Origin of the sequence: Kaistella sp. (assembly GCF_032060305.1) — a bacterium.
GTDB lineage: Bacteria > Bacteroidota > Bacteroidia > Flavobacteriales > Weeksellaceae > Kaistella > Kaistella yananensis.
In genome coordinates, this window is sequence record NZ_DAMBHK010000001.1 from 29,243 (window position 1) to 32,713 (window position 3,471).

The 3,471-nt window shown below is 38.5% G+C and carries 3 protein-coding genes and 1 pseudogene; all 4 read left to right on the forward strand.

Annotated features, from left to right (window positions below; all coding sequences use genetic code 11):
* Window positions 1-470 (forward strand): annotated as a pseudogene (locus V5N63_RS00145) (arginase); the annotation flags it as partial.
* 45 nt (window positions 471-515) lie between these two features.
* Window positions 516-1,367 carry an FkbM family methyltransferase gene (locus tag V5N63_RS00150; RefSeq protein ID WP_332031938.1) on the forward strand — a complete coding sequence of 284 codons (852 nt, stop codon included), beginning with the start codon at window positions 516-518 and terminating at the stop codon, window positions 1,365-1,367.
* Complete coding sequence (locus V5N63_RS00155) at window positions 1,360-2,892, forward strand: hypothetical protein (protein ID WP_332031940.1); 1,533 nt, start codon at window positions 1,360-1,362, stop codon at window positions 2,890-2,892. The genes V5N63_RS00150 and V5N63_RS00155 overlap by 8 nt, the downstream gene beginning before the upstream one ends.
* Window positions 2,893-2,901: 9 nt before the next feature.
* A partial coding sequence (locus tag V5N63_RS00160; RefSeq protein WP_332031942.1) for a glycosyltransferase family 2 protein occupies window positions 2,902-3,471 on the forward strand: 570 nt, incomplete at its 3' end.

Here is a 3,471-nt window from a genome sequence, read left to right on the forward strand (position 1 = left end):
CCGAAAAAACCGAACCTTTTTTCCGGCGCGCCGATTTGGTAACCGTAAACTGCGATGCGGTGGAAAGTATGGGCGATGGGTTCTCGGTAAATCCTCAGGTGAACGGATTGAACAGACGCGAGATTTGTGCCTATATGAAAGAAATCGGGTTAAGCGAAAATCTGAAATCGGTAGGAATTTTCAACTTCAACGCCCAATCCGAAACTTTTATAAATCATCAGCTTTTGGCACAGATGATCTGGCATTTGATTGAAGGGATCAATATTCAGCATTCGCACCCGAAAGAAAGGCAATACGAAACGTTTTGGGTAATGATTGATGATGATCAGTATGCTTTTCAGCGCGACAGTTTTTCCGGCTTATGGTATTTTGGTGATGATGAGAAGCCCGAAAATCTTATTCCCTGTTCGCGCCTGGAATACGAGGAGGCAAAACGCGGACAATTAAACAGCCGTTTCCTGAAAAACTGATGTTTTTTGAAATTCTAAAAATGCGATTCAGGTAACAAAAATTATATGACTAGAAGAGAACACTTAAAAAAAACGGTAAAAAGCATCAAAAACCAGTTTGTGGGCGACCGCAGAAGCCGCAGACTTTTTCTGGCGGCTTTTTATAATCATTATATTTCCAAGAATCTGAATCTTCCTGTTTTCATCAAATTTCCGAAAGCTCAGTTCAAATACCAGAATGTAACTTTAGAAACGCGCCCCGACACGATTGATTTTTGGGCCACACTCGAAAGTTATGAACCCGATCTTACCCAATTTCTTACGGAATTCCTGAATGGTGAAAAAGGAACTTTTATCGATGTAGGCGCACATATTGGCCGCTTCAGTACACTAATGGCAAAACAGGGATGGCAGGTGATTTCTTTCGAGCCTTTGAAAACCAATTTTCAGGCCCTGGAAAATAATTTAAAAGTTAATCATACAAACGGTAATGTTCGCATTTTCAATGCAGGACTGGGTAATAAAACTGGAAACAGTACTATTTATTTCAATAGTTTGGAACTCGGCGAAGCCTCGGTCACAGAAAAAAACGGCGATAACAAAGATGAGGTACAGATTCTTCGGTTTGATGATCTTTATAAAGATTTTAATATCAGCGACTTCTGTATTGTAAAAGTGGATGTTGAGGGTTACGAAGAACAGGTTATAGAAGGTATGCAAGAGTTTGTAAAAACCCATAAACCACTTTTTGTCATCGAACTTTGGGCTCAAAAATCTCCTAAACTGGTAGAGTTTCTGAAATCCCAAGGATATAAGCGGCTTCATATTTTTTGGTTTATCGAGGAAAAACACCATCCATACATCAGCCAAATGTATGCGCGCTACAACCGTTATCACCTTAATTACGATTATGAGTAAATCTTTACCCCGTATTTTCTCCAATCCTTTTTTGCTGGTGCTGCTCACGGTGCTCATCAAAATACCTGTATTTTTTACAAAGCACATTCAGGAGGATTCGTTTATTACTTGGAGGGTCGCAAAAAACCTGTTGAATTACGGAGTTGTAGGATTTAACGGAGAAGAAAGGCTTTCGGCGTCCACCACGCATCTTTATGTTTTGGTGTCTACTTTTTTTCAGTTGAATTTCGGTGATTATTTTATCTATCCGCTACTCATTTTCAACTGTATTCTTTTTGGAATCGGTTCTTTTTGGCTTGGGAAAGTGCTGTTCCGTAAGAATGTTATAAACCGTGGGCTATTTGTAATTCTTCTAAATATTGTTCCGCCGGCACTCACGGCTTCGTGTCTGGGTATGGAATACGGAATCCTCTTTTTTCTCTACAGCGGACTTATTTATTTTGGAATTCGGAAAGGTAAAAACTGGGCATATCTTATTTTTCCGGTGTTGCTGCTCTGGACGAGAATTGATACCGTGATTTTTCTCGGCGTCTTTTTCATTGCAGATGTAATCATTAGAAAAAAGCTTAACCTGGTTTTTATTTTAGGTGGTATTATTGGTGTTGTGAGTGTGGTTTCTTTCAACGTTATTTATTTCGGAGAGTTTGTTAATCACACCATTAGTGCTAAAAAAATTGCCTATAAAAATTTAACCCAAAATAACAGTTTAGAATTTTTGCTTTACCAATGGGCATATTACGGCGGGCTGATTAAAAAATATTCTCTGTTTACGTTTTTAATCTTTATGGGTTTTCTGGCTGCACTTGCTTACGCTGTGAAACAAATTATTAAGGATAAAACCCAAACCCAGTTTTCCATTAAAGTTATTTTGCTTGCGATGCTTGCGTTTGCATTACTGAAAATAACGGTTTTTGCTTTTATGCGCGCGTACTTCGACTGGTATTATTGGTTGCCAAGGGTTTTTCTGTTTATCATCGTGTTATATTATGTGCTTTTATATGTTCCGGCGAGGCGAAAGTTTTTAGTACCTGCGGTTTTTATATGCTGTCTTGGTCTTTATGGCTTCCAGATCCTGCAGTCCTGGGCCATTGGCTATATGGAAGAGACCCAGAGAATGCAGATTGCAAGGGATATTCAAACCGAAAGCCCTGGTATCGACCAATCAATTCTTCTGGAACCTGCCGGAAAAATTCCATTTTATACCGATCTCTATACGTACGATGAGGTAGGTTTGGTCAATAAAAAAATTACCGCTCAGATACAGAAGGACGAAAATCACTGGTGGATGAATTCAGTTAAAGAGTTTCGTCCAGATTATATTGTGACCATCATTTATAAACCTGGCGATGAAAAAAGTTATTATAAAATGACGGCTTCAGACCATATTTATTTTGACTCTCATTATCAGTTTGTAAAAAGTTATCCAATTGCAGAAATTCACCGGAACGCCCCGGCAATTTTGCGCTGGATTTACAGCATCAGGCCTATTGGTCAGGATTATCACCTGTATCACCTGAGAAAATAGAAGAGTTGTATGATTAAAGTTTCAGTCATTGTTCCTGTTTACAACGTTGAAAAATACCTAAGAAAATGTTTGAGTTCTTTGGTTGCTCAAATTTTACAGGAAATTGAAATTTTAGTGATAAATGACGGCAGCCAAGATGGTTCGCAGCAGATTATTGATGAGTTTAAAGAACGGTTTCCTTCAAAAATTAAATCCTTCATTAAAGAAAACGGCGGATTAAGCGATGCCCGAAATTTTGGTCTAGATCGTGCGCAAGGGGAGTTTATCGGTTTTGTTGACAGTGATGATGAGGTTTCGGCAAAGATGTTCGATGAAATGTATCGTCTTGCAAAAAAACACAGCGCCGAAATGGTAATCTGTAATCTGCAGAAAGTAGATGAAGCCGGAACTGTAAAACAGAAACTTACCCAAATTCCAAATATGCCCGAAATGATGGTGCTGGAAAATCATTTTTCAGTGTTTGCAGACCTTTCTTATTTTGCCTGCAATAAAATCTTTCGGAAAGAATTATTTGCTGAGAAAAGATTTAAGAAAAATATACATTTCGAAGATATACAGCTCATTCCGCAACTTTTACTC

Coding starts and splice junctions, on each gene's coding strand:
- V5N63_RS00150 (WP_332031938.1), top strand. CDS start 516: ATGACTAGAAGAGAACACTTAAAAAAAACGGTAAAAAGCATCAAAAAC.
- V5N63_RS00155 (WP_332031940.1), top strand. CDS start 1,360: ATGAGTAAATCTTTACCCCGTATTTTCTCCAATCCTTTTTTGCTGGTG.